Raw genomic sequence first — 25,377 nt, 5'->3', positions numbered from 1 at the left:
CGTCCCCTCACCTTGTCCGTGGTGTGCCGGGCGCGGGCGCGCCCGGCACACCCGTGGTCAGCCGAGCTTGCAGCCGGCGGCGGCGGAGTCGGCGACCGGCCGGAAGGCCTGCTCGGCAGGGATCGTGTTGAGGATCTCCTCGTAGTCCCAGTCCTCGGTGACCTCGGAGGGCGCCTTGACCTTGGCGAGGTAGACGTCGTGGATGACGCGGTGGTCCTCGGCGCGGATCTTGCCGTTGCGCAGGAAGACGTCCTCGACCTCCTTGCCGTCGAGGTTCTCGGTGACCTTGTCGGCGTCGTCGCTGCCGACGGCCTGGACGGCCTCGAGGTACTGCATCGCCGCGGAGTAGTTGCCGGCGTGGGCGAAGGACGGGCGGGACCCGGTCTCCTCCTGGAACCGGTCGGCCCACTCCCGGGCCTGGTCGTCCATGTTCCAGTACCAGGCGTCGGTGAAGGTGGTGCCCTCGAACTGCTCGACGCCCAGGGAGTGGATGTCGGTGATGAACATCAGGCCGACGGCGAGGGCGATGCCCTGGTCGCGCAGGCCGGCCTCGTTGTACTGCTTGACGAGGTTGATGAGGTCGCCGCCGGCCTGCATGGTGCCGATCACGTCGGGCTTGTCGGCCGCGGCGCGGGTGAGGAAGGTGGAGAAGTTGTCGTTGGGGAAGGGGGTGGCGATCTTGCCGGCCACGGTGCCCCCGGCGCCCTCCACCGCCGCGGTGAAGGACTTCTCCATGTCCTGGCCGAAGGCGTAGTCGGGGTAGATGATCTGCCAGGTCTTCCCGCCGTTCTCGGTCACCGTCGTGCCGGTGCCGTTGGCGAGCTGGTAGGTGTCGTAGGCCCAGTGGTAGACGTACGGGCTGCACTGCGCGCCGGTCAGCTCGGTGGTGGCGGCGCCGATGTTGAAGTGCAGCTTCTTGTGCGAGTCGGCCTGGCTGGCCACCGCCAGCGCCGCCGAGGACGCGGGCACGTCGAGGATGATGTCCGCGCCCTGGCGCTCGTACATCTCCTGGGCCTTGGTGTTGGCGATCTCGGGCTTGTTCTGGTGGTCGGCCTGGACCACCTCGATCGTGTCCACGACGGCCTTGTCGCCGTACTTCTCCTTGTAGTCGGCGATGGCCATCTCCACCGCCTTGACGCTGTTGGGGCCGGAGAGGTCCTTGTAGACGCCGGACTGGTCGTTGAGGACGCCGATGACCACCTTGTCGTCGGTGAAGTCCCCGCCGGCACTGGCCGGGCCGCCCTGGGAACAGGCGGCCAGGAGGAGCGCTCCGGACATCAGGGTGGCGGCGCCACCTGCAAGCTTCTTGCTCATGGTCCTTCTCTCTGTGGTCGGTCGGTGAGGGCGGTGGGTGGTGCTCTCGGGCGGGTGCAATCGGGTGGTGCGTGCGGTGGGGCGGTGGTGTGGCCCCCGGTGGGTGCGGCCGGCGGGTGAAGCCGTCCGGTGGGCGCGGCCGGGTCAGACCCCGAGGTGCTCGAGCAGCTCGGACTCGCGGGCCTCGAACTCCTCGTTGCCCAGGTGGGCGACGATGCGGCCCTGGGCCAGGAGGTAGTGGCTGTCGGCGACCGTGGCGGCGAACTTCACGTTCTGCTCGATGAGCAGCACGGTCACGCCGGCGGCCTTGACCTCGCGGATGATCTCCCCGATGCGCTGGACGATCACGGGCGCGAGCCCCTCGGTGGGCTCGTCGAGGAGGAGCAGGCGCGCGCCGGTGCGCAGGACCCGTGCGATGGCGAGCATCTGCTGCTCGCCGCCCGAGAGGGTGGTGCCCGCGGCCCGGCGTCGTTCGGCCAGGACGGGGAAGGCGTCGTAGACCTTCTCCAGCGGCCAGGCCCGGTCCGAGACGACCGGCGGCAGCAGGAGGTTCTCCTCGACGTCGAGGCTGGCGTAGATGCCGCGGTCGTCCTGGACCCAGCCCAGGCCGCGCCGCGCCCGGCGGTGGGCAGGCATGCCGACCAGCTCGGTGCCGGCGAAGCGGATGCTGCCGGCGACGTGGCGGTGCAGCCCGATGAGGCTGCGCAGCAAGGTGGTCTTGCCCGCGCCGTTGCGCCCGACGAGGGTGACCACCTCGCCCTCGGCGACGTCGATGTCGACGTCGTCGAGCGCCTGGGCCTCGCCGTACCAGGCCTTCAGGCCGCGGACCTCAAGCATGGCTGGCCTCCCCCAGGTAGGCGGTGATGACCCGGGGGTCGGTGCGGACCTCGTCGTAGGTGCCCTCGGCGAGGACCTTCCCCTGCTGGAGCACGGTCACGCGGTCGGCGAGGCTGCCGACCACGTGCATGTTGTGGTCGACGAACACCACGGTGCGCCCCTCGGCGATCCGCCGGACGAGCTCGATGGTGCGGTGGACGTCCTCGATGCCCATGCCCGCCGTCGGCTCGTCGAGCAGGAGCACCTTGGGCTCGAGCGCCAGCACGATGGCCATCTCCAGCGCGCGCTTCTGCCCGTAGGCGAGCAGCCCGGCCGGCTTCTCGGCGAGCTCGGCGAGCCCGACGAGGTCGAGCAGCTCGCTCGCACGGCCGGTGAAACGGCCCAGCAGCTTCTCCGAGCGCCAGAACTTCCGGCCCTGGCGCGTGCGGCTCTGCAGCGCCAGCTCGACGTGCTCGCGGGGGTTGAGGTTCTCGAAGAGGCTGGTGATCTGGAAGGACCTGGCCACCCCCTTGTGCGCGATCTGCTCCGGCTGCAGGCCGGTGACGTCCTCGCCGAAGACGGTGATGGTGCCCGTGGTGGGCTTGAGGAAGCCGGTGAGGAGGTTGAACAGGGTGGTCTTGCCGGCCCCGTTGGGACCGACGAGCGCGTGCACGCTGCCCGCGGCCACCTCGAGGTCGACGGCGCTGACCGCCCGGAACCCCCGGAACTCCTTGGACAGGCCGCTGGCCCGCAGCGCCGCACTGCTCGACGTCACGCGTTCCTCCCTGGCTTCGTTGCCGTCCCCGCCGGGCGCGGCGGGGCATGGGGGAACGTTAGAAACAGGCCCGGGACCGGGCCATGTGCCCGATCACCACAAAGCACACGAGAGAAATGTCCGCCTCGACCACTTTCCGGACGGCGCCACCCCGCTGTGAGGGGCTGCCCGGGTGGACGTGTCGGTGGGCTCGCCCGGTCGCGGAGGTGTGGGTCGGCACCAGCGCCGGAGGGTCTCGAGTGGCCCTCGGGAGGTGGTGCCGGCGTCGCGGGACGCGCGCCGGCGAGAGGGGACGACGGACGACGGCGGCAGCCGGCCCGTCAGCGGCGGAAGGGGCGCTCGCCCGTCAGCAGAGGGCGGAGACGTCGACGGCGCCGTGCTCCTTGAGCCACACCAGCGGGTCGAGGGTGGTCTTCCCGTCGGCGGCGTGGATCTCGAGGTGCAGGTGCGGGCCGGTGGAGTTGCCGTTGCTGCCCACCTCGGCGATGACGTCCCCGGCCTGGACCTGCTGGCCCTCCCGGACGTGGATGCCGTCGGGGTACATGTGCACGTACCAGCTGTAGAAGGTCTGGCCGCCGATCTGGTGCTTGAGGATGACCAGCATGCTCGAGCGGCCGTCCTTGCCCACCCCGACGTAGTCCACCGTGGCGTCCGCGACGGCGTGGATCGGGGTGCCCATCCGGGCGGAGAAGTCCTCGCCCAGGTGCTTGCTGTAGCCGGTGAACGGGCTGTTGCGGTAGCCGTAGGAGGAGGACAGGCGGTAGGAGCCGGCGGCGACCGGCATGACGACCTGCGTCTTGCGCTCGGTCACCGCGGCACGCACGCCGTTCGCGCCGTCGGGGGTGCACGTGAGGGCGTCGCGCTCGTTCGCCCGGGAGGCCTGCAGGGCGGCGGCCCGGCTGGCGGCGCCGGGGTCGGCGAGCAGGCTGGCCGGCGCGGCGGCCAGCGCCGTGGCGGCGGACTGGGCGTCGAGCAGCTCGAGCAGGCTCGCCTCGGTGTCGACCGAGGTGAGCGCCTGCGCCGAGGAGGCCTCGTCCGGCCCGGCCAGCCCGGTCAGGGGCGCCACGATGGTCAGCGCCCCGAGGGCGCCGAGGACGGCGGCGCGCGGCGCCCAGCCGCGGGTCCGGCCGTGGGCTACGGGGTGGGCGGCCTGGCCGCGCATCGCCCGCCGGCTGGCGGCCGGGCGGGTGTGCGACTGGTGGATGAACACCTCGGTCGGGGTGCGGTCGGCCCGCGCGGCGGCCGGCGTCGGCTCGGCCGCGGCCTGGCCGCCGACCGGGACCCACGCGAGGCCCCCCGGTGCGCCGGCCCGCTCCTGCCGGCCGGCGGCCTCCTGGGCGGCGCGGCGGGCGGCGGCACGGGTGCGCACCTCGGGCTGCGCGGGGGCCTGGGGCGCCGCGGCGGGGGTCGGCGCCGTCGCCGGGCTGACGGTGCCACGCGGGACGGCGGTGGCCGCCTCTGCGGGTGCGACGGCGGCCGCCTGGACGCCCTCACCCGCGGCGCGGGCGCGCTCGGCGGCGCGGAGGCTGCTGCGGGTCGGGAGCGGGGTCGCGGCCACCTCGGCCGGGGCGGGCGCCCCCGCGGTCGCCTGGACGGGTGCGGCGGCGGCCTGCCGTGCGGCCTCCCGGGCGCGTTCCGCCTCGCGGATCTGTCGACGAGTCAGCGGTGCCTCGGGGGCGGGCACAGCAGGACCTGACATCGGTACGACCTCCGGAGGGAACTCGGCCGGAGGCCGAGCGGAACTACGGTCGGGGCGAGCCCCGGGGGGTGGCTTGTCACGGAACAGTAACGGACGACAAACATGTGAGTCCAAAACCTGCTCACAACCGAGCCAGGGCCCCACAACCCGCTGACCTGGGGCTTTACGCCGCCAAACGCCAGGGACGCAAACAGTCCTTATCCTGTGACGCAGGTCACAAGCGCGTCGCCGCCGCCTCAGCCGCGGGCCTGCTCCCGCTGCATCGAGTCACGCACCTCGCCGACCAGCTCCTCCAGGATGTCCTCGAGGAACACGACCCCCACGACGCGGCCGGCGTCCGCCACGGACGCCAGGTGGGCGCCCGACCGCTGCATCGCCCCGAGCGCCTCCTCGACCTCGTCCCCGGGCGCGACCGACGCCAGCGCCCGCACCCGCCAGGAGGGCACCGGGCGGCTGCGCGCGTCGCCCTCGGCGTAGAGGACGTCCTTGACGTGCAGGTAGCCCACCAGCTCCCCCGCGGCGTCGGCCAGCGGGAAGCGGGAGTAGCCGGTGCGGGCCACCTCCCGCTCGACCTCCTCGGGCGTGCAGCCCAGCGGCAGGGTCACCAGCGAGCCGAGCGGGACCATCACCCGCGAGGCGGTCTCGGCGGAGAACTCCAGCGCCCCGGTGAGCAGGCCGAGGTCGTCCTGGAGCACCCCCTCCGCCCGCGAGCGCTCGACGATGGCGCCCACCTCCTCGGCGGTGAAGGCCGAGGCGACCTCGTCCTTCGGCTCGATGCCGACGAGGCGCAGGAAGACGTTGGCGACCCAGTTGAGCCCGGCGATCACCGGGTGCAGCACCTTCGACAGCGCGACCAGCGGCGGGGCGAGCAGCAGCGCCGCGCGCTCCGGGGAGGTCACCGACAGGTTCTTGGGCACCATCTCGCCGATCACCACGTGCAGGTACACGACCAGGACCAGGGCGAGGGTGAAGCCGACGACGTGCGAGGCGCCGGCGGGCAGGCCGAGCGCCACCAGCGGCGCCTCGACCAGGCCCGCGATGGCCGGCTCGGCCACGGCGCCCAGCCCGGTGGAGCACAGCGTCACCCCGAGCTGCGCGCAGGCGAGCATGAGGGTGACGTGCTCCATCGCGTACAGCACGGTGCGCGCCGCCCGCGAGCGCTCGGCCAGCGGCTCGATGCGGCTGCGGCGGGCGGACATGACGGCGAACTCGGCACCGACGAAGAAGGCGTTGCCGGCGAGCAGCAGCAGGCCCACGAGCAGGGCGGTGGAGGTGCTCATGCCTCCTCCGGCCAGACCCGCAGGCGGTCGACCCGCCGGCCGTCCATCTGCTCGACGTGCAGCACCGCGCCGCCCACCCGGACCTCGTCCCCGGCGCGCGGCACGCGCCCGAGCCGGTCCATGACGAGCCCGCCGAGGGTCTCGTAGGGGCCGTCGTCGGGCACCCACAGGCCGGTCTTGTGGCCGAGCTCGTCGGGGCGCAGCACCCCGGGGACCACCCAGGTCCCGCCCGGCCCGGCGTGCACGCCGGACCGGCGGCGGTCGTGCTCGTCCGCGACGTCGCCGACGATCTCCTCGACGACGTCCTCGAGGGTGACCACCCCGGAGGTGCCGCCGTACTCGTCGACGACGACGGCCATCTGCAGCCCGGAGTCGCGCAGCTGGACCAGCAGCGGGGCCAGGGCGAGGGTCTCGGGCACCCGCGGCGCGGGGACCATGAGGGACGACGACGCCACCGGCACCTCGCCGCGCCGCTCGTAGGGCACGGCGATGGCCCGGCGCAGGTGGACCAGGCCCACGATGTCGTCGCTGTCGTCGCCGATGACCGGGAAGCGGGAGTGCCCGGTGGTCCGGGCGAGAGCGACGACCTCGGCCGCCGTCTGGGTGCGGGTGAGGGTGTGCAGGCGCGTGCGGTGGGTCATGACGTCCACCGCCGTCAGGGCGCCCAGCCCGATGGAGCGGGTGAGCAGGGTGGCGGTGGAGACGTCGAGGGTGCCCTGCTCGGCCGAGCGGCGCACGAGCGCGGCGAGCTCGGAGGCGGAGCGGCCGCCGGAGAGCTCCTCGGCCGCCTCGATGCCGAAGCGGCGCAGGATCGCGTTGGCCGAGTCGTTGAGCGCGGTGATGAGCGGGCGCAGCGCGCGGGTGAACCCGGCCTGCACGGGGGCCACGAGGCCGGCCGTGGCGAGGGGGTCGGCCAGCGCGAGGTTCTTGGGCACCAGCTCGCCGAAGACCATCGAGAAGGTGTTGACGACCACCAGGGAGAGCACGACGGCGGTGGCGGTCGCCGCGGCCTGGGCGAGGCCGGCGTCGCCCAGCGGCCCGACGAGCAGCGCGGCCAGCGCGGACTGGGTGGTGTAGCCGAGCAGGATGGTGGTGAGCGTGATGCCCACCTGGGCGCCGGAGAGCTCCAGGGACAGCCGCTTGAGCGCCCGGCTCACCCGGGCGGCGCGGCGGTCCCCCGCCGCCGCCCGGCCCTCGACGGTGCCCGGGTCGAGCGCGACGAGGGCGAACTCCGCGGCGACGAACACGGCGGTCCCGGCGGTGAGGACGACGCCGAGCAGGACGAGCAACCACTCGGTCAGCACGCGGGGCCCCCGGGGAGGGCGGCGCCGCGGCACGCGGGGCGGGCGGCGGTCGGGGCGGCAGGTCGGTCGGGATCAGGAGGGTCGGGATGTCGACCGCGGCGGGAGCGTCGCATGGTGAGGCGATTCTACGAGGGAGCGCGGCCGGAGCGTGGCAGGCCCGTCGTCCAGGCCCCGCGCGGGCCGGTGTGCCACGCTTCGGCCCATGAGCACAGTGCCGCAGGCCCCGGTCCCGCCGGCGGTCCTCGTCGTGGAGGACGAGCCGGACATCGCCACCCAGATCGCCCACCGGCTCGAGGCCGAGGGCTGGCGGGTCCACCTGGCCGCGGACGGCCCGGCCGCCGTCACGGCCGCGCGGTCGGTGGCGCCCGACGTCGTCGTCCTCGACGTGATGCTGCCGGGCCTGGACGGGCTGGAGGTCTGCCGGCGCATCCAGGCCGAGCGGGCCGTGCCGGTGCTCATGCTCACCGCCCGCGACGACGAGGCGGACATGCTCGCGGGCCTGGGCGTGGGGGCCGACGACTACATGACCAAGCCGTTCTCCATGCGCGAGCTCGTCGCCCGGCTCAAGGCGCTGCTGCGCCGGGTGGAGCGGGAGCGCTCGCGCGCCGGGGCCGAGCCGGACCCCCGCGCCCCGCTCGTCCTGGGCGACCTGGTCATCGACACCGACCAGCACCGCGTCACCCGCGACGGCCGGGAGGCCCACCTCACCCCGACGGAGTTCGAGCTGCTGGTGTGCCTGGCGCGGCGCCCGCGCAGCGTCCTCAGCCGCGAGCAGCTCCTCGAGGAGGTGTGGGACTGGGTCGACGCCTCGGGCACCCGCACCGTGGACTCCCACGTCAAGGCGCTGCGGCGCAAGCTCGGCGCGGACCTGGTGCGCACCGTCCACGGCGTGGGCTACGCCCTGGAGCCCGCCCAGCCGGCCCGGCCCACCCGGCCCGCTCCCGCCCGCGATGCGTGAGGGCGTGGGCCGGCTGGTGCCGCGCCCGCTGGACCGCCTGCGCTCGATCAAGACCAAGCTCGGCGTCCTCGTCGCCGCCACGGTCACCGCGGCGGCCTTCCTCACGTGGATCGGCCTGTACCACCACCTCGGGCCCACCCGGACCTTCCCGCTGGCGATCGTCGGCGCGCTCGTGCTCACCCAGGTGCTCGCCCGCGGCATGACCTCCCCCCTGCGCGAGATGACGGCGGCCGCGCGGGCGATGGCACGCGGGGACTACTCCCGCCGGGTGCGGGCCACCAGCCGCGACGAGGTCGGCCAGCTGGCCGAGGCGTTCAACTCCATGGCCGACGACCTAGCCTCCGAGGACCGGCTGCGCCGGGAGATGGTCGCCAACGTCTCCCACGAGCTGCGCACGCCGGTGGCGGCGCTGCGCGCGCAGCTGGAGAACATGGTCGACGGCGTCGTGCCCGCCGACGCCGCCACCCTGGGCGCCGCCCTGGCCCAGACCGAGCGCCTGGGCGAGCTGGTCACCTACCTGCTGGACCTGTCGCGGCTGGAGGCGGGCGCCGTCGGCCTGGATCTCGCCGATCTCGCGGTGCGCGAGCTCGTCGACGACGTCGTCCAGGAGGTCGCCGGGGCGACCCGGGCCGCGGGCCGGGACGTGCGCTGGCGTGTCCAGGTCACCCCGCCGGACCTGCGGGTGCGGGCCGACGCCGCGCGGCTGTCGCAGGTGCTGGCCAACCTCCTGCACAACGCCGCCCGGCACACCCCGCCCGGGTCGGAGGTGACCGTGCGCGCCGGGCTCGGCGCCCGGCGCCAGGAGGTGGTCCTCGACGTCGTCGACCAGGGCGCCGGGGTGCCGGCGGCCGAGCGCGAGCGCATCTTCGGCCGCTTCCAGCGCGGGACCACCACCGGCACCGGGCCGGCCACCGGCGGCACCGGGCTCGGCCTGGCCATCGCCCGGTGGGCGGTGTCCCTGCACGGGGGCACGATCGCCGTCGCCGACTCCGCGCCGGGCGAGGGCGCGACGATCCGGGTGCGGCTGCCCGCCCGGGGGCCGCGCGCCGATCGGCAGGGCTGACCCCGGGCGCGCCGCGCACGGGCCGGCCCGGCTGCCCCCGTGCGCCGGCGGGCGACAGGCGGGGCTCACCCCGCGCGCACCCACGCGGCGTCGACGGCCGTCCCAGACCGACCCCGGACCAAGGTCCTAGTCACCTGTGACGACGGCTTGACCCCCGCTTGGTCCCGCCCCCGCACAGCCCCCCGAGAGCGCCCGAAAATCGCGCCGAGGGGCCCTTGGATGCGAGGTCGACCGCCCAGATCGCCTAGGGTTGTAGGGATCTTCGTCACACCCCCTGGAAGAGGGCGATTTCCGAGTGTCCACGCAGGAACACCACGACCCCATGGCTGCTTTCGGTGCCAACGAATGGCTCATCGAGGAGCTCTACGAGAAGTACCGCAAGGACAAGAAGTCCGTCGACCCCGCGTGGTGGGACTTCTTCGAGAGCTATGACGGCGGCAACGGCGGCTCGGCCACCACCGCCTCCCCCGCCCGCCCGTCCACGGCCCCGGCCGAGGCCCCCGCCGCGCCCCCGTCCAGCCGCCCGGCCCCTGGCGTCCCCGGCGCCCCGGCCGACGCGGCGCCGACCAGCCGCCCGGACGCCGCCGTCACCCGCGAGCCGGGCCTGCACGTCGACGCCCGGTCCCAGCAGCCGGCCACCGAGGCCGTCCGCGCCGACCTCCCGCCGGCCCCGCCGGTGGCCGCCCAGCCGCCGACGTCGCCCTACGCCGAGCGGGTGACCGCGGCCCGTGCGGCCGAGGTCTACCCCGAGACCCAGGACGAGACGGTCAAGCTGCGCGGCGTCGCCGCCCGCACCGTGCAGAACATGGAGACCAGCCTCGAGGTGCCGGTCGCCACGTCCGTGCGGGCCGTGCCGGCGAAGGTGATGATCGACAACCGGATCGTCGTCAACAACCACCTCGCGCGCTCGCGCGGCGGGAAGATCTCGTTCACGCACCTCATCGGCTTCGCCATGGTCGAGGCGCTGGCCGAGATGCCGGACATGAACTACTCCTACTCGCAGACCGAGGACGGCAAGCCGGCCGTCTTCCAGCCTGCGCACGTCAACTTCGGCCTGGCCATCGACCTGCCCAAGCCGGACGGCACCCGCTCCCTCGTGGTGCCCTCCGTCAAGGCGGCCGACGAGATGGACTTTGCCCAGTTCTGGGCCGCCTACGAGGACCTGGTCCGCGAGGCGCGCAACAACAAGCTGACCCTCGAGGACTACGCCGGGACGACGATCTCGCTGACCAACCCCGGCGGCATCGGCACGGTGCACTCCATCCCGCGCCTGATGAAGGGCCAGGGGACGATCATCGGCGTCGGGGCGATGAACTACCCGGCCGAGTTCGCCGGCTCCTCCCCCGCCACCCTCGCGCGGCTGGGCGTCTCGAAGGTCCTCACCCTGACCTCGACCTACGACCACCGCATCATCCAGGGGGCGGCGTCGGGCGAGTTCCTCAAGATCATCGAGACCAAGCTGCTCGGCACCGACGGGTTCTACGACCGCGTCTTCACCTCCCTGCGCGTGCCCTACGAGCCCGTGCGCTGGATGCAGGACGTCGAGTACAGCCCCGAGAACGAGCTGGGCAAGCCGGCGCGGATCGCGGAGATCATCCACGCCTACCGCTCCCGCGGCCACCTCATCGCCGACACCGACCCGCTGGCCTACCGCCAGCGCCGCCACCCGGACCTGGACATCACCAACTACGGGCTGACGCTGTGGGACCTCGAGCGCCAGTTCCCCACCGGCGGGTTCGGCAACACCTCCCGCGCCACCCTGCGCGACATCCTCAACCAGCTGCGCGACGCGTACTGCCGCACGGTCGGCATCGAGTACATGCACATCGCCGACCGCACCCAACGGCAGTGGTTCCAGGACCGCCTGGAGCGGCCCTACGCCAAGCCGTCGAGCGAGCAACAGCTGCAGATCCTCAAGAAGCTCGGCGCCGCCGAGGCGTTCGAGACGTTCCTGCAGACGAAGTACGTCGGCCAGAAGCGGTTCTCCCTCGAGGGCGGCGAGTCCCTCATCCCGTTGCTGGACGTGCTGCTCACCGGGGCCGCCCAGGAGGGCCTGGACGAGGTCGGCATCGCCATGGCCCACCGCGGCCGGCTCAACGTGCTGGCCAACATCGCGGGCAAGTCCTACCGGCAGATCTTCTCCGAGTTCGAGGGCAACCAGGACCCCCGCACGGTCCAGGGCTCCGGCGACGTGAAGTACCACCTGGGCACGGTCGGGAAGTTCACCGCCCCCGACGGGGCCGAGACCAAGGTCTACCTGGCCGCGAACCCCTCCCACCTCGAGGCCGCCGACGGCGTCATCGAGGGCGTGGTGCGCGCCAAGCAGGACCGCATCGACCTGGGCGAGCAGGGCTTCTCGGTCCTGCCGGTGATGATCCACGGCGACGCCGCGTTCGCCGGCCAGGGCGTGGTCACCGAGACGCTGCAGCTGTCCCAGCTGCGCGGCTACCGCACCGGCGGCACGGTGCACATCATCGTCAACAACCAGATCGGCTTCACCACCGGCCCGTCGAGCTCGCGGTCGTCGTACTACGCGACCGACATCGTCAAGGGGCTGCAGATCCCGGTCTTCCACGTCAACGGGGACGACCCGGAGGCGGTGGCCCGGGTGGCGGAGCTGGCGTTCGAGTACCGCCAGCGCTTCCACAAGGACGTCGTCATCGACATGGTGTGCTACCGCCGCCGCGGGCACAACGAGGGCGACGACCCCTCGATGACCCAGCCGGTGATGTACTCCCTCATCGAGAACAAGCGCTCGGTGCGCGCCCTGTACACCGAGTCCCTCGTCGGCCGCGGCGACCTCACCGAGGAGCAGGCCCAGTCCGCGCTGCAGGACTACCAGCGCGAGCTCGAGCGGGCCTTCACCGAGACCCGCGAGAGCGGGTGGACCCCGCCGGAGTCGGGCGAGCAGGTCCAGGGGCTGGAGCGGCCCGAGTCCCAGCACGAGGACGCCGGGACCATGGTCGGCTGGAGCACCGCCGTGCCCGCCGAGGTGCTCGAGCGCATCGGGCAGGCGCACGTGCGCCCGCCGGAGGGCTTCGACGTCCACCCCAAGCTGCGCAAGCTCCTCGAGCGGCGTGACCAGATGTCGCGTGATGGCGGCATCGACTGGGGCTTCGGCGAGATCCTCGCCTTCGGCTCGCTGCTCATGGAGGGCACCCCGGTGCGCCTGGCGGGCCAGGACTCCCGCCGCGGCACCTTCACGCAGCGTCACGCCGTGCTCCACGACCACCGCACCGGTGCCGAGTGGACCCCGCTGCTGTACCTCACCCCCGACCAGGCGAAGTTCTGGATCTACGACTCCTCCCTGAGCGAGTACGCGGCCATGGCCTTCGAGTACGGGTACTCCGTCGAGCGCCCGGACGCCCTGGTGCTGTGGGAGGCGCAGTTCGGCGACTTCGCCAACGGCGCGCAGATCGTCATCGACGAGTTCATCTCCTCCTCGGAGCAGAAGTGGGGCCAGCGCTCCTCCCTGGTGCTGCTGCTGCCGCACGGCTACGAGGGGCAGGGCCCGGACCACTCCTCCGCCCGCATCGAGCGGTACCTGCAGCTGTGCGCGGAGGAGAACATGGTGGTGGCGCAGCCGTCGACCCCGGCGAACCACTTCCACCTCTTGCGCCGGCAGGCCTACGCCCGCCCGCGCAAGCCGCTGATCCTGTTCTCCCCCAAGCAGCTGCTGCGCCTGAAGGCGGCGGCGTCGTCGGTGGAGGACTTCACCGAGGGCACCTTCCGGCCCGTCATCGGCGAGGTGGAGCAGCGGGTGCTCGACGGCGCCCAGCAGGTCCGCCGCGTGCTGCTGTGCTCCGGGCGCGTCTACTACGACCTGGCCGCCCGCCGGCTCAAGGACGAGGACCCGACCGTCGCGATCGTCCGCCTCGAGCAGCTCTACCCGCTCGAGCACGGCCAGATCGCCGAGGAGCTCGCGAAGTTCCCGAACGCGGAGCTGGTGTGGGTCCAGGACGAGCCGGAGAACCAGGGCCCGTGGACCTACGTCTCCGACCACCTGCCGGGCGCGCTCGGCGGGCGGTCGCTGCAGGTGGTCTCCCGCCCGGAGGCGGCCTCGCCGTCGACCGGGTCGCACAAGCGGCACGTGGAGGAGAACGCGGAGCTCATGGACCGCGCCTTCGCCCGCTGACGCAGCACCACGCACACGCGCGCTGAGACGTCACGAAGGTCGCGAGACGTCACGAAGGTCGCGAGACGTCACGAAGGTCGCGAGACGTCATCTTGTGACAAGCGGGAGGGCCGGGCCGGACGACATGTCCGGCCCGGCCCTTCGTCCGTCCGGGGCCGATCCCGCGGGCCCCTGTTCGCCCCGCACCGGCCGCATCGAAGCGGCGCTCCAAATCCGCCGGCCACGCTGAAGCGCCCGCTCCCGCGGGCGATCTCGCCCACACCGCCGCGCGGCGCCCCACCTCCCGCGCCGCCACCAGGCAGGATGGGAGGACGACGGCGAAGGAGGAGATCTTGGGCGACGCCCAGCTGCGGATCTGCGTGATCGGGGACGAGCTCACCGCCGGGATGGGTGACGCCCGGGCGCTCGGCTGGGTCGGCCGGGTCATGGCCCGCACGCCCACCGAGGAGCCGGCGTTCGTCGCCCAGCTGCCCGTCCCGGGCGAGAACACCACCGAGCTCGCCGCCCGGTGGGAGACCGAGTGCACGCGTCGCTTCACCCCGATGGCGGACAACCGCCTCGTGCTCGGGATGGGCGCCACCGACCTCGAGGACGGCCTCTCCCTCGCCCGCTCCCGCCTCAACCTCGCCAACATCCTCGACGCCGCCGCCGCCTCCCGGATCGGGTGCTTCGTCGTCGGCCCGCCGCCGCGCACGGACCTGGACGGCGAGGCGCTCGCCGCCCTGTCGGACGCCTTCGGCGACGTCTGCCAGCGCCGGCACGTGCCCTACGTCGAGACCTTCCAGCCGCTGCGCGCCCACGAGCAGTGGAACGCCGACGTCGCCGCCTCCGACGGCGTGCACCCCGGCCAGGCCGGCTACGGGCTGCTCGCGTGGCTGGTGCTGCACAACGGCTGGCACGGCTGGCTCGGCCTCCCCACGGAGGGCTGACCCGCCCTCCGGCCCGTCACCGTCCGCTCCCGACCTGAAGGTCCTAGCTGGCGGTGGCTACAGTGGTGGAATGCCAGTCGAGCTCGGGCTGCCCCGCCTCCGCGGCGCCGCCGCCCCCGCGCCCGCCGGCGCCGCCCCGGTGCCCGGCCCGGCGCCCTCCGGCGCCGGGACACCCGCCGCCCCGCCCGCCGGTGACCCGCAGGCCACCGCCCGCCCGAACACTCCTCAGCTGGTCGACCGCTTCGGCCGCGTCGCCCACGACCTGCGGGTGTCCCTCACCGACCGGTGCAACCTGCGCTGCGAGTACTGCATGCCGCCGGAGGGCTTCGACTGGCTGCCCACCCCGCAGGTCCTCACCGACGACGAGGTGATCCGCCTCATCACCGTCGCCGTCGAGCACCTCGGCATCCGCGAGGTCCGCTTCACCGGCGGCGAGCCGCTGCTGCGCAAGGGGCTCGAGCGCATCGTCGCCGCGACCAGCGCGCTGCGCACCGACCAGGGGCTGGTGCCGGAGACCTCGCTGACCACCAACGGCCTGGGCCTGGCGCACCGCGCGCACGCCCTGGCCGAGGCGGGGCTGAGCCGGGTCAACGTCTCCCTGGACTCCCTGGACCGGCAGACCTACGCGACCCTGGCCCGCCGCGACCGGCTGCCCGACGTCCTCGCCGGCATCGCCGCCGCGGACGAGGCGGGCCTGCGGCCGGTGAAGATCAACGCCGTGCTCATGCGCGGGCTCAACGAGCACCACGCCCCCGACCTGCTCGCCTTCGCCCTCGAGCGCGGCTACGAGCTGCGCTTCATCGAGCAGATGCCCCTCGGCCCGCCGGAGATGTGGCACCGCGGGGACATGGTCACCGCCGCGGAGATCCTCGAGCTGCTCCGCGCGCGCTTCACCCTGCTCCCCCGCGACGTCGCCAGCCGCGGGGCGGCGCCGGCCGAGCTGTACGACGTCGCCGCCGCGGACGGCCTGCCCGCCGGCACGGTGGGCATCATCGCCTCGGTGACCCAGCCCTTCTGCGGGGCGTGCGACCGCACCCGGCTCACGGCCGACGGCCAGGTTCGCACCTGCCTGTTCTCCCGCTCCGAGACCGACCTGCGCGGCCTGCTGCGCGGCGGCGCCGACGACGCCGAGCTCGCCGCGGTGTGGCGCACCGCCATGTGGGGCAAGCTCGCCGGCCACGGCATCGACGACCCCGGCTTCCTGCAGCCCCAGCGCCCCATGAGTGCCATCGGAGGATGACATGACCAGCCCCGCCCCCGCCCGCGCCGAGGCGGCCACCCTGACCGTGCGCGTGCGCTACTTCGCCGCGGCGGCGGAGGCCGCCGGCACCGCCGCCGAGGACGTCGCCCTGCCCGACGGCGCCACCGCGGCCGACCTCGTGGCGGCCCTCGCGGCCCGCGGCCCGGCCCTGGCCCGGGTCCTGGGCATCTCCTCGCTGCTGGTCGACGGCGTCGTGCGCGAGGACCGCGACCGGCCGCTGACCGCGGCGGGTGCGACGGCCGCCGTCGACGTCCTCCCGCCCTTCGCCGGCGGCTGAGCCCCGCCCACGCCCGCCCGGGCCCCGCCGTCGCCGACGGCGGGGCCCGGACGTTTGCCGACAACGGGGACAAATCCGCGCCGGAGCGGGATTTAGCCAACGGTGTCGTGACATTTCTGCCGGGACCATCGCCCCACCATTCCGGGGGGTACGGCCCGCGACGATGAGGACGTTCCCAGTCCCGTGTCGCGAGAGGATCCCGATGCCTCCCACCCAGCAGTCCCGCCCGAGAACGGTCCCGCGCCGTTCGTTCCTCAAGTGGTCCGCCGCCGCGGGAGGCGGAGCGGCGCTGGTCGGGGCCGGCGCCTCCTTCGGCGTCCTGCCCGGCGTGGGCCGGGCCAACGCCGCCACCCTGACCTCCCGGGACGTGGACAGGACCGTGTGGTCGGCGTGCGTGGTGAACTGCGGCTCGCGCTGCCCGCTGCGCATGGAGGTCAAGGACGGCCAGATCGTCCGCGTGCTGCCGGACAACACCGGCGACGACGCCATCGGCACCCAGCAGATCCGCGCCTGCGTGCGGGGGCGGTCCATCCGCCACCGCATCTACAACCCCGACCGGCTCAAGACCCCGATGCGGCGCAAGCCGGGCACCAAGCGCGGCGCCGGGGAGTGGGAGGAGATCAGCTGGGAGGAGGCCTTCGACGAGATCGCGACCACCATCCAGCGGCTCATCAAGGAGTACGGCAACGAGTCGATCTACCTCAACTACGGCACCGGCACCATCGGCGGCACCATCGCCTGCAGCTGGCCGCCCATCGCCACCCCCTTCGCGCGGCTGATGAACTGCGTGGGCGGCTACCTCAACCACTACGGCGACTACAGCGCCGCGAACATCGAGCAGGCCGCGCCCTTCACGTTCGGGTCCTGGATCGGGTCGAACTCCTTCGACGACGCCAAGAACTCCCAGCTGCAGGTCATGTTCGGCAACAACCCGCACGAGACGCGCATGAGCGGCGGCGGGGAGACCTTCGTCACCCAGCAGACGAAGAAGGCCAGCGGGGTGCGCACCATCGTCATCGACCCGCGCTACTCCGAGACCGCCCTGGGCGTCGCGGACGAGTGGGTGCCGGTGCGCCCGGGTACCGACGCCGCCCTGGTCGCCGGCATGGCCCACGTGCTGATCACCGAGAAGCTCCACGACCAGGCGTTCCTGGACACCTACTGCCAGGGCTTCGACGAGGCCCACATGCCCGACGGCGTCCCCGCCGGCCACTCCTACCGCTCCTACATCCTGGGCGAGGGGCCGGACAAGACCCCCAAGACGCCCGCGTGGGCGGCGTCGATCACCGGCGTCCCGGCCGCGACCATCACCCGCCTCGCGCGGGAGATCGCGGCCGCCAAGCCGTGCGCGATCACCCAGGGCTGGGGCCCGCAGCGCAGCGCCAACGGCGAGAACCAGGCCCGCGCGATCTTCACCCTCGCTGCGATGACCGGGAACATCGGCATCCCCGGCGGCGGGACCGGCGAGCGGGAGGGCTCGTACTCCCTGCCCATGGCCAACCCGTGGATCACCGAGAACCCCGTGGAGACGGCGATCTCCGTGTTCGGCTGGACCGACGCGATCGACCACGGGCCGGAGATGACCGCCCTCAAGGACGGCGTCGTCGGCAAGGACAAGCTCGACGTGCCGATCAAGATGGTCTGGCAGTACGCCGGCAACGCCCTGGTCAACCAGCACGCCGACATCAACCGCACGGTGAAGCTGCTCGAGGACGACACCAAGTGCGAGCTCATCGTCGTCGTCGACACCCAGATGACCGTCTCGGCCCGCTACGCCGACATCATCCTGCCCGACGCCTCCAACGCCGAGCAGCTCGACGTCGTCCAGCAGGGCAGTGCCGGGTCCATGGGCTACACCATCCTCGCCGACCAGGTCATCGAGCCGCTGTACGACTGCAAGACCACCTACGAGATGTGCACCGAGATCGCCAAGCGCCTCGGGGTGGAGAAGGCGTTCACCGAGGGCAGGACCCAGGAGGACTGGGTGCGCCAGGTGGTCGAGGAGAGCCGCGAGGCCGTCCCGGGGCTGCCCTCCTTCGAGGAGCTGCGCGAGATGGGCGTGTGGAAGGTCAAGGGCGAGAGCTACATCGGGCTCAAGGACTTCCGCGCGGACCCGGTGGCCAACCCGCTGACCACCCCCTCGGGCAAGATCGAGATCTTCTCCAAGCCGCTGTGGGAGATGTCGAAGACCTGGGAGCTGCCCGAGGGCGACAAGATCACCGCCCTCCCCGAGCACGTCGCCACGTGGGAGGGCGCCGAGGAGGCGCGGGAGAACCCGCGGTACCCGCTGCAGTGCATCGGGCACCACTACAAGCAGCGCACCCACTCCACCTACGGCAACGTCGACTGGATGCAGGAGGCCCACCCGCAGGTGGTGTGGATCAACCCCGCCGACGCCCAGGCGCGCGGGATCGCCAACGACGACGTCGTGCAGGTCTTCAACGACCGCGGCCGCATCCAGCTGCCGGCGCGGGTGACCCCGCGCATCGCCCCCGGCGTCGTCTCGGTGCCGCAGGGGGCCTGGTACCGCCCCGACGACAAGGGCGTGGACGTCGGCGGCTCGGTCAACACGCTGACCAGCTGGCACCCGACGGCGATCGCCAAGGGCAACGCCCAGCACACCGTCCTCGTCAACATCGAGAAGGCCTGAGGGAAGAGATCATGACCCAGCTCGGATTCGTCTTCGACCAGACCCTGTGCACCGGCTGCAAGGCCTGCTCGGTGGCCTGCAAGGACAAGAACGACCTGCCCGTGGGGGTGACCTGGCGGCGCGTCGCGGAGTACTCCGGCGGCACCTGGCAGCAGCATGGCGACACCTTCGTGCCCAACGTCTTCGCCTACTACACCTCCATCGCGTGCAACCACTGCACCAACCCGATCTGCGTGGAGGTCTGCCCGACCACCGCCATGCACAAGGGCGAGGACGGCGTGGTGACCATCGACGAGGACAAGTGCGTCGGCTGCCGCTACTGCGAGTGGGCCTGCCCCTACTCCGCCCCGCAGTTCAACCCCGAGACGGGGCACATGTCCAAGTGCGACATGTGCGCCGACTACCGCGCCGAGGGCGAGGACCCCGCCTGCGTGGCCGCCTGCCCCTCCCGGGCGCTGGGCTGGGGGCCCGTCGACGAGCTGCGCGCCGAGCACGGCGACCTCGCCGCCGTCGAGCCCCTGCCCGACCCCGCCCTGACCCATCCCAACCTCGTCATCGTGCCCCACCGCGACGCCCAGCCCACCGGCGCCGGCACCGGCGCCGTGGCCAACCCCGAGGAGCTGTGACATGCACACCGCCGAACTGCCGATGATGATCTTCACCATCGCCGCCCAGATGTGCGTCGGCGCCTTCGTCGTCCTCGGCGTCGTCCAGCTCGCCGCCGCCCGCCGCTACGGCACCGCCGCGGTCGACAAGATCACCGACCCGGCCCTGTACGCCATCGGCCCGGTCATGGTCCTCGGGCTGGTCGCCTCGATGTTCCACATGAACGACGTCACCCACACCCTCAACGTCGTCCGCCACGTGGGCAGCTCGTGGCTGTCCCGCGAGATCGTCTTCGGCACCGGCTTCGCGGGCCTCGGGTTCCTCTTCGCCGCGGCCCAGTGGTTCAGGTGGGGCAGCACCCGCCTGCGCCAGGCCCTCGCCCTGCTCACCGCCGCCGTCGGCCTGGGCCTGGTGTGGTCGATGTCGATGATCTACTACAGCCTCGTCACCGTCCCGGCCTGGCACACCTGGGCCACCCCGGCGCAGTTCTTCACCACCGCCTTCCTGCTCGGCACCCTCGCCGTGGGCACCGCGTTCATGGGCACCGTCATGTGGCGCCGCCGCCGGGCGGGCGCGGCCGGGGCGACGACGGCGGACCCGGCGCCCGTGGACCTGCTCACCGGCACCCTCAAGGGCCTGGGCATCGCCGCCGTCGCCCTGCTCGGGGTGGAGTTCCTCGTCATCCCCCTGCACATCGCCAACCTCTCCGGCGGCGGGGAGGTCGCGGCCCGCTCGGCCGAGGTGTTCACCGGCGCCTGGTTCGTCGCCCGGCTCGTGCTCGTCTTCGCCGGCGCCGGGCTGCTCACGATGCTGCTGGTGCGCCGGGCCAACCCCACGGCGAACCCGCGCACCCTGGCCGTGCTGGCCACCAGCGCCTTCGCCCTGGTGCTGCTGGGCGAGTTCATCGGCCGCTCGCAGTTCTACGCCTCGATGTTCCGGATCGGGATGTAGCCGGCCCCGCGGCGCCGGGACGACCGGCGCCGCGGACGGCTCGGGCCCGGTGGGGCGGCGTGTGCGCGCCGCCCCACCGGGCCCGGTCGATGCGGTCAGGGGGCCGTCAGGCGCTGCCGGTCCACTCGTGAGAGCCGTCGGGGAAGACCTGGCGCTTCCACACCGGCAGGCGCCGCTTGACCTCCTCGACGAGCTCCGCCGTCGCGGCGAAGGCCTCGGCGCGGTGGGCGGCGGAGACGGCGGCGGCGAGCGCCACGTCCCCCACGGCCAGGGTACCGGTGCGGTGCACGACGGCGACGGCGTCGACCGGGAAGCGGGCCGCGACGTCGGCGGCCACCTGTGCGACGACGTCCCCGGCGGTCGGGTGGCCGACGTACTCGATCTCGGTGACCGCCCGGCCGGCGTCGTGGTTGCGCACGACGCCGCCGAAGGTCACGACGGCGCCGGCGGCGTCGTCCTCGACGGCGGCGGCGCACTCGGCCACGTCGACCGGGCCGCCGCGGACCTCGGCGAGGACCACCCGGCGGGCGGGCGCGGTGAGCCGGGAGTCGTCCACGGGCCGCTCGCTCACGCGTCGGCCGCCCCGCCCGGCGCCGCCTCCGCGGGGGTCTCCCAGGCGGCGACGAGGCGCCGGACCCGGGCGATGCGCTCGCCCGCCGCGGCGGGGACGTCACCGCCCGCGCGCGCGGCCGCCAGGCCCACGAGGAACGCCGTCACGGGGGCGCCGGGCCGGCTGGGGCCGTGGGCGACGTCGCTGATGAGGGCGAGGAGCGCGGCGGAGTTGGCGTCCAGGACGGCGCGGTCCACGTCCAGCTCGGCGCACACCGCGTCGAGCCAGCGGTTCATCGCCGCCATCTTCTCCGACTCGTCCCCGCGTACCCGGGTGGGTCGTTCCTGGGCCATGCTCGTGCTCCTTCCCGGCCGCGACGGGCGGCCTGCGGCCATCGTGGCACAGCGTGCCCGGGACCCGCCGCCCGCGCCCGGGCCGAAGGGCCCAGGAGCGGGGCGGCCGAACGGCCCAGGCGCGGCGGGGCCGAAGGGCCCAGCCCGGGCACGTGCGCGGACGGGAGGATGGATGCACACATCCAGAGGAAAGGGGGCCACCTTGAGCACCGCACTCAGCCCCGCCGGCCCGCCGGCCGGTTCGGCCCACCCACGTCCGCCGCTGCTCACCGACCCGGACCTCGCCGCCACGCTCGACCGCTTCGCCGGCGCCTTCACGACGCTCTCGCGCCTGCTGCTGGCCGCGCCCCCGGCCGCCGTGCTCGGCCAGGTCCGCGACCCCGGCCTGCTCGCCCACTGGCCGCTGCCGGACCACCCGGAGTGCCGTCGGGGGGTGGCGCTGCTGGGCGAGTCCGCCACGGCGCGCGAGGCCGAGGCGAAGATCCGCACCGACTACAACCGGCTGTTCGTCGGCCCCGAGCGCCTCAAGGCCCCGCCGTACGAGTCGGTGCACCGCTCCCCCGACCACCTCGTCTTCGACCGCGAGACCCTCGAGGTGCGCGCCGCCTACGCCCAGTTCGGGCTGGCGGCGCCACGCCTCAACCAGGAGCCCGACGACCACATCGGCCTCGAGCTCGGCTTCCTCGCCACCCTGTGCGTGCTCGGCCTCGACGCGATCGAGGCCGACGACGACGGCGAGCTGGCCCGGGTCCTCGACGCCCTGGTGGCGTTCCTGCGCGACCACGTGCTGCGGTGGGCGTCGCGGTGCCTCACCCAGGTGGCCGACGGGTCGGCGACGTACTTCTACCAGGGCGTCGCCGCGCTGGGCCTGGGCACCTTCGCCCGCGCCCGGGAGACCTTCCTTTCGTGACGGCGGCCCATCCGGCGGCCGGCCCCGCCGAGCCGGACGGGCCCACCGGGCTCGGTGGGCCCGCCGGGCCCGCCGCCGGGCTCGACGCGCCCGCCGAGCTCGGCGGCGTGCGGGCGTGGCTGCGCCGGGCGGGCGAGCCGGTCCACCTCGAGCTCGCCTGCGCCGAGCACCCCGACCCCGCCGCCGGACCGGCCGGCCGCACCGTGGTGCGGCTGACCGCCTGTGCCGGGAGCGTGGCCGCGCACGAGCTCGTCGAGCTGCTCGCCGCCGGGGCGACGGTGACCCTGCGCCTCGACGGCTGCGAAGCACCGGAGGACGTCCGGGCGCACCTGGCCGGCGTGCACGCCGTCCTGACCGCCGCCGGGGTGACGGGGCTGCGGCTCGAGGACGCCCCGCCCCCGCGGGACGGCGGGCGCCGGCTCGGGCGGCGGCGCGCCCGACCGGTGCTCGACGCCGCCCACATGCCCCTCAGCCGGCGCCACCTGCTCGGCCTCGGCGCCAGCACCGACCCCGCGCCGGATCCCACCGGGCTCACCGCCCACGAGCGGCTCGTCGCGGCGCTGCACGCGCTCGGCGCGGGCGAGGCGGGAGCGGCGGAGGGCGGGCCGGCCGGCCCGGCGGCCGCCCTCGCGACGCTGCCCGGCCCCGCGCCCCGGCTGCGCGCCCGCGGCTGCACCGCCTGCGGGGTGTGCCTGCGCGCGTGTCCCACCGGCGCGCTGAGCATGCGGGACGCCGGCGGCCTGACGACCGTGCTGCAGGACCCGGCGGCGTGCGACGGCTGCCGCCGCTGCGTGGACCTGTGCCCGACGTCGGTGCTGTCCGCCGAGGGCGCGTGGGGGTGGGAGCGGGTCCTCGCCGGCGACCCGGCGCCGGTCGCCACGGTCACCACGACGACCTGCGCGCGCTGCGGCACCCTCTTCCCGACGTCGTCGGGCGAGCGGTTGTGCCCGGTGTGCGCCTTCCGCCGCCGCAACCCCTTCGGCTCGACGTTCCCGGTCGGCCAGCGTTAGGCGCGGTGGCGCCCCAGGTTCTCGCCGAGCACGGCGCGCTGGTAGTCCCGCCCGCTCTCGACCGACAGCACCGCGAGCACGAGCCGGCCGAGGGAGCGCCAGACCCCCATGGCCGCCTGACGGACGAGCCGGCCGCCGAGGTCGGGCAGCACCGGCACGAGATGGGCCTCGATGAGCTCCTGCTCGCGCAGCCGCAGGGACTTCCCTGTCGCGGTGTCCCCGGCGGCCCACGCCTCGGCCTCGGCCCGGCACGCCTCGGCGACCTCGCGGACGTGCGCGACCACCGCGGCGTCGGGCGCCACGAGGGCGGCGTGGTCGGCGCCCAGCGCCGCGACGTCGTCCTCCATGCTCCGGCGCGCGGCCCCGCGTTCGTAGACGTCGAGGTTGTACAGGTCGGCGACGAACAGCTCCGCGTCGTCGCCGAGCCAGCGGGAGGAGGCCCGCCAGGCGGCCGCGAGGGAGCCGTCGCGCAGCCGCTCGGCGGCCCGGTCGCCGCCGGCGAGGACGTCGGCGACCGCGTCCCAGGCGCCCGCCCGGTCGCGCGCCGCCTGGGCGACCTGGGCCAGGTAGCCGCCGACGGTGTCGTCGGACGGCGCGCTCATGCCCGGTCCTCCGCGGCCGCGGGCCGGTCCACCGCCCGCGTCTCGCGCACGACGGCCAGCGACCCGGACACCGACCGGGCGGTGAGGAAGCAGACGTCCTGCCCGTCGCGCTCGTCGACCGTGGTGGCCCCGAGGCCGGGGGCGCGCCGGTCGGCCCCGTCGACGGTCACCGCCCCCGAGACGGTCCGGGCGGTCAGCGACAGCCCGGTGGCCGCGGGCAGGTCCACGTGCATCGCGCCGGAGACGGTGGCGAGGTCGACCATCGAGGTGCGCGACGTCGTCGAGACGCTGACGGCGCCGGCCACACTGGTGACCTCCACCCGCGGCAGGTTCCCGACCAGGGTGGTGCGCCCGGCGGCGGTGCTCACCCGCACCGGCCCGTCGTGGTCGAGCACCTCGACGCCGCCCGAGGCGGACTTCACCGACGCCGCGCCGCGGCACCCCTGGGCGCGCACGCGGGCGCCGGCGGTCATGAGGGAGACGTCCTCGTGCACGCCCTCGACGGCGGCGTCGGCCACCGCGGTGGCGAGGGTCACCGCCGTCGCGCGCGGGACGAGGACCCGCACCCGGGCGGTGTCGGAGGAGCGGAAGGAGCGCAGGCGCTTGACCCACCCGTCCCAGCCGAGGAAGGGGTAGCCGATGGTGAGCCGGCCGTCCTCGACGTCGATCTCCAGCGGGTTGCCGGTGACCTCCTCGACCGCCACGTGCACGTGCGCGGCGTCGTGGGCCTGGACGCTCACCGCGCCCGCGACCAGCTGGACGCGCAGCGCGGTGACGTGCTCGACGTCGTGCTCCTGGGGACCGGGGACGATCCACGAACGGGTAGCCATGGCCCCGACCCTACGCGGAGACCTCCACCGTGACCTTGCCGAACACCTCCCCCGCCTCCAGGCGGCGCAGCGCCTCGCCCACCTGGTCGAGGGGGACGACGCCGTCGAGCACCGGGCGGGCGCCGGTGGCGAGGAGCATCTGCTGCAGCGCGACGAGCTGGTCGCGGGTGCCCATGGTGGTGCCGACCACGCGCAGCGAGCGGAAGAAGATGCGGTTGAGCTCGGCCGGCGGCATGGCGCCGGAGGTGGCGCCGGCCAGCGCGACGGTGCCGCCGGGGCGCAGCGCGCGCAGCGAGTGCGCCCAGGTCGCCGCCCCGACGGTCTCGACGACGGCGTCGACCTGCGCGGGCAGCCGGGCGCCGGTGGGGAAGGCGGCGTGGGCGCCGATGTCGAGGGCGCGGGCGCGCTTGGCCTCCGAGCGGGAGGTGACCCACACCCGCAGGCCCGCGGCGCGGCCGAGCACCACGGCGGCCGTGGCCACCCCGCCGCCGGCGCCCTGGACGAGCACGGTGGCGCCGGGCCGCAGGGCCGCGGCGTCGAAGAGCATCCGGTAGGCGGTGAGGTAGGCGGTGGGCAGGGCGGCCGCCTCGGCCCAGCTCAGGGCGGGGTCCTTGGGGACGACGTTGCCGGCCGGCACCCACACCCGCTCGGCCAGCGTGCCGGGGTGGAGCTCGGACAGCAGGGTGCGGCGCGGGTCGAGGGTTTCCTCCCCCTGCCAGCCCGGGCTGGGGATCACCGAGTGCACGACGACCTCGGTGCCGTCGTCGAGCACGCCGACGGCGTCGGTGCCCAGGATCATCGGCAGGCGCTCGGCCGGCAGGCCGACGCCGCGCAGGGAGAACAGGTCGTGCTGGTTCAGGGCGGCGGCGCGCACGGTCACCGGCACCCACCCCGGCAGCGGTGCGCCGGGGTCGGGCAGGTCCCCCACCCGCAGCCCGTCCAGCGGCCGGTCGGCGTCCTGGCTCTCCACGTAGGCGCAGCGCATGGCCGCCACACTAGGGCCGCCCGCCGTCCGGTGGCATGACAACTCCGTGGCCTCGGCGCGCGTCCCGGCCTGCGGGCATGACGAAGGGCCGGTCACCGAGGTGGCCGGCCCCTGGGCGC

Annotated in this window: 22 protein-coding genes; 11 read left to right on the top strand and 11 right to left on the bottom strand. The window is 74.3% G+C overall.

The features are described 5' to 3' along the window. Positions 1–57: 57 nt before the first annotated feature. From GD970_RS06530 to GD970_RS06505, 6 genes are all read right to left on the bottom strand, one after another. A complete protein-coding gene (locus tag GD970_RS06530; RefSeq protein ID WP_452179187.1) occupies positions 58–1,278 on the bottom strand; it encodes an ABC transporter substrate-binding protein in 1,221 nt (406 codons plus the stop codon). A gap of 180 nt (positions 1,279–1,458) precedes the next feature. Continuing rightward, entirely contained in the window at positions 1,459–2,151 is a 693-nt protein-coding gene (locus GD970_RS06525; RefSeq protein ID WP_152202085.1) for an ABC transporter ATP-binding protein, read from the bottom strand. Next, positions 2,144–2,905: an ABC transporter ATP-binding protein gene (locus GD970_RS06520; protein ID WP_152202084.1), complete on the bottom strand. Its 762-nt coding sequence runs from the start codon at positions 2,903–2,905 to the stop codon at positions 2,144–2,146. Before GD970_RS06520 ends, GD970_RS06525 begins: the two co-directional genes overlap by 8 nt. A 346-nt stretch (positions 2,906–3,251) precedes the next feature. Then, positions 3,252–4,604, bottom strand: a complete 1,353-nt coding sequence (locus tag GD970_RS22450) for a M23 family metallopeptidase (RefSeq protein WP_152202083.1) — start codon at positions 4,602–4,604, stop codon at positions 3,252–3,254. A gap of 236 nt (positions 4,605–4,840) precedes the next feature. Next, positions 4,841–5,884 (bottom strand): hemolysin family protein, encoded by a 1,044-nt coding sequence (locus GD970_RS06510; RefSeq protein WP_152202082.1) that lies wholly within the window; start codon positions 5,882–5,884, stop codon positions 4,841–4,843. Beyond that, entirely contained in the window at positions 5,881–7,185 is a 1,305-nt protein-coding gene (locus GD970_RS06505; protein ID WP_152202130.1) for a hemolysin family protein, read from the bottom strand. The genes GD970_RS06510 and GD970_RS06505 overlap by 4 nt, the downstream gene beginning before the upstream one ends. A gap of 205 nt (positions 7,186–7,390) precedes the next feature. On the opposite strand from GD970_RS06505, the gene GD970_RS06500 reads away from it, so the two are divergent. From GD970_RS06500 to GD970_RS06460, 9 genes are all read left to right on the top strand, one after another. Further along, positions 7,391–8,146, top strand: a complete 756-nt coding sequence (locus GD970_RS06500; RefSeq protein WP_152202081.1) for a response regulator transcription factor — start codon at positions 7,391–7,393, stop codon at positions 8,144–8,146. After that, positions 8,139–9,209, top strand: coding sequence for a HAMP domain-containing sensor histidine kinase (locus GD970_RS06495; protein ID WP_152202080.1), 1,071 nt, complete (start codon positions 8,139–8,141; stop codon positions 9,207–9,209). Before GD970_RS06500 ends, GD970_RS06495 begins: the two co-directional genes overlap by 8 nt. A 295-nt stretch (positions 9,210–9,504) precedes the next feature. After that, a complete protein-coding gene (locus GD970_RS06490; protein ID WP_152202079.1) occupies positions 9,505–13,344 on the top strand; it encodes a multifunctional oxoglutarate decarboxylase/oxoglutarate dehydrogenase thiamine pyrophosphate-binding subunit/dihydrolipoyllysine-residue succinyltransferase subunit in 3,840 nt (1,279 codons plus the stop codon). A gap of 332 nt (positions 13,345–13,676) precedes the next feature. Beyond that, positions 13,677–14,273 (top strand): GDSL-type esterase/lipase family protein, encoded by a 597-nt coding sequence (locus tag GD970_RS06485; RefSeq protein WP_152202078.1) that lies wholly within the window; start codon positions 13,677–13,679, stop codon positions 14,271–14,273. 70 nt (positions 14,274–14,343) lie between these two features. Then, positions 14,344–15,513, top strand: coding sequence for a GTP 3',8-cyclase MoaA (moaA, locus tag GD970_RS06480; protein ID WP_152202077.1), 1,170 nt, complete (start codon positions 14,344–14,346; stop codon positions 15,511–15,513). Between the two features lies 1 nt (position 15,514). Beyond that, the gene (locus GD970_RS06475; protein WP_152202076.1) at positions 15,515–15,811 is read left to right on the top strand and encodes a MoaD/ThiS family protein; all 297 of its coding nucleotides are present in this window, start codon (positions 15,515–15,517) and stop codon (positions 15,809–15,811) included. A gap of 202 nt (positions 15,812–16,013) precedes the next feature. After that, on the top strand, positions 16,014–18,461 hold the full coding sequence (locus GD970_RS06470) for a DMSO/selenate family reductase complex A subunit (RefSeq protein WP_152202075.1): 2,448 nt from the start codon (positions 16,014–16,016) through the stop codon (positions 18,459–18,461). A gap of 11 nt (positions 18,462–18,472) precedes the next feature. Beyond that, on the top strand, positions 18,473–19,087 hold the full coding sequence (locus tag GD970_RS06465) for a DMSO/selenate family reductase complex B subunit (protein ID WP_152202074.1): 615 nt from the start codon (positions 18,473–18,475) through the stop codon (positions 19,085–19,087). A 1-nt stretch (position 19,088) separates the two neighbouring features. Continuing rightward, on the top strand, positions 19,089–20,018 hold the full coding sequence (locus GD970_RS06460) for a dimethyl sulfoxide reductase anchor subunit family protein (RefSeq protein WP_152202073.1): 930 nt from the start codon (positions 19,089–19,091) through the stop codon (positions 20,016–20,018). A 106-nt stretch (positions 20,019–20,124) separates the two neighbouring features. Here GD970_RS06460 and GD970_RS06455 read toward each other — a convergent pair whose 3' ends face one another. Together GD970_RS06455 and GD970_RS06450 are read right to left on the bottom strand one after the other, a co-directional pair. After that, a complete protein-coding gene (locus GD970_RS06455) occupies positions 20,125–20,589 on the bottom strand; it encodes a molybdenum cofactor biosynthesis protein MoaE (RefSeq protein ID WP_193314894.1) in 465 nt (154 codons plus the stop codon). Continuing rightward, positions 20,586–20,921, bottom strand: coding sequence for a DUF6457 domain-containing protein (locus tag GD970_RS06450; RefSeq protein WP_152202071.1), 336 nt, complete (start codon positions 20,919–20,921; stop codon positions 20,586–20,588). Before GD970_RS06450 ends, GD970_RS06455 begins: the two co-directional genes overlap by 4 nt. Positions 20,922–21,123: 202 nt before the next feature. On the opposite strand from GD970_RS06450, the gene GD970_RS06445 reads away from it, so the two are divergent. Further along, positions 21,124–21,831 (top strand): TorD/DmsD family molecular chaperone, encoded by a 708-nt coding sequence (locus tag GD970_RS06445; protein ID WP_211489935.1) that lies wholly within the window; start codon positions 21,124–21,126, stop codon positions 21,829–21,831. Continuing rightward, a complete protein-coding gene (locus GD970_RS06440; protein WP_152202070.1) occupies positions 21,828–22,841 on the top strand; it encodes an NADH-quinone oxidoreductase subunit I in 1,014 nt (337 codons plus the stop codon). The genes GD970_RS06445 and GD970_RS06440 overlap by 4 nt, the downstream gene beginning before the upstream one ends. Here the strand turns inward: GD970_RS06440 and GD970_RS06435 are convergent. From GD970_RS06435 to GD970_RS06425, 3 genes are read right to left on the bottom strand one after another with little or no spacing between them, the layout of a single operon-like run. Further along, positions 22,838–23,443, bottom strand: coding sequence for a hypothetical protein (locus GD970_RS06435; RefSeq protein WP_152202069.1), 606 nt, complete (start codon positions 23,441–23,443; stop codon positions 22,838–22,840). The two genes, GD970_RS06440 and GD970_RS06435, sit on opposite strands and share 4 nt — an antisense overlap. Continuing rightward, positions 23,440–24,273: a DUF4097 family beta strand repeat-containing protein gene (locus tag GD970_RS06430; protein ID WP_152202068.1), complete on the bottom strand. Its 834-nt coding sequence runs from the start codon at positions 24,271–24,273 to the stop codon at positions 23,440–23,442. Before GD970_RS06430 ends, GD970_RS06435 begins: the two co-directional genes overlap by 4 nt. A gap of 10 nt (positions 24,274–24,283) precedes the next feature. Beyond that, positions 24,284–25,258: a zinc-binding dehydrogenase gene (locus GD970_RS06425; RefSeq protein WP_152202067.1), complete on the bottom strand. Its 975-nt coding sequence runs from the start codon at positions 25,256–25,258 to the stop codon at positions 24,284–24,286. Positions 25,259–25,377: the final 119 nt, after the last annotated feature.

Source organism: Georgenia thermotolerans (genome assembly GCF_009193185.1).
GTDB classification, from domain to species: domain Bacteria; phylum Actinomycetota; class Actinomycetes; order Actinomycetales; family Actinomycetaceae; genus Georgenia; species Georgenia thermotolerans.
This window is presented reverse-complemented; position numbering and strand designations above follow the sequence as displayed.